Origin of the sequence: Kineococcus indalonis (genome assembly GCF_009906395.1) — a bacterium.
Lineage (GTDB): Bacteria > Actinomycetota > Actinomycetes > Actinomycetales > Kineococcaceae > Kineococcus > Kineococcus indalonis.
This window is the reverse complement of sequence record NZ_JAAALM010000953.1, coordinates 1-674: the sequence shown is the minus strand read 5'-3', so window position 1 is coordinate 674 and position 674 is coordinate 1. Positions and strand designations below refer to the sequence as shown.

The 674-nt window shown below is 80.4% G+C and carries 1 protein-coding gene and 1 pseudogene; both read left to right on the top strand.

Going from position 1 to position 674, the window contains the following annotated elements; translation table 11 throughout:
• Positions 1-197 (top strand): annotated as a pseudogene (locus GTR00_RS22150) (hypothetical protein); the annotation flags it as partial.
• A gap of 27 nt (positions 198-224) precedes the next feature.
• Entirely contained in the window at positions 225-521 is a 297-nt protein-coding gene (locus GTR00_RS22145; protein WP_323132676.1) for a PLD nuclease N-terminal domain-containing protein, read from the top strand.
• Positions 522-674: the final 153 nt, after the last annotated feature.

The window sequence follows — 674 nt, the reverse complement described above, 5'->3', positions numbered from 1 at the left end:
CGCTGGAGGACCTGCGCGCCGTCGTCCGCGAGCGCGTCGCCGCCCACGCCGCCCCCCGCCAGCTGCTCCTGCTCGACGCCCTGCCCCTGCGCGGCCCCGGCAAGCCGGACCGGGCGGCCCTGCGCGCCGCGGCCCTGCGCGCCGGTGGACGCCCGGCGGACGGCGGGGGAACCGCCGGCGGCGCCCGTTCGTCCTGACGGGGAAGCCCTACGTGCGGAGCTCCAGTGACGGGGCCCGAGGAGGAGGTGGGAGCGGTGCGCACCGTGCTGCCGTTGCTCCTGACGCTGGCGCTCACCGTCTACTGCGTGGTGAGCATCGTGCAGGCCGGCGACGGCGAGGTGCGCAGCCTGCCGAAGTGGGGCTGGCTGCTCCTGGTGCTGTTCTTCCCCCTCGCGGGCGGCCTGGCCTACGTGGTCGCGGGACGGCCCCTCGCCGGGGCCGGGCGGCGCCGCACCCCCCCGGGCCAGCGGCGCGGGCCCAAGGGGCCGGACGACGACGAGGACTTCCTGCGCGGGCTGTGACCGCGCGTCCTCGCCCCACCCGCGCGCCCGGGCCGCGAGCACCCCTCGCGCCCCGGCCGCGCGAGCGCGCGGGGGACCCCGGAGGGCCCCGGCGGGCGTCCGGGTGACCCTCGCCGGGTGGGTCCGCGCGGCGCTTGGCACGATGGACCCCCG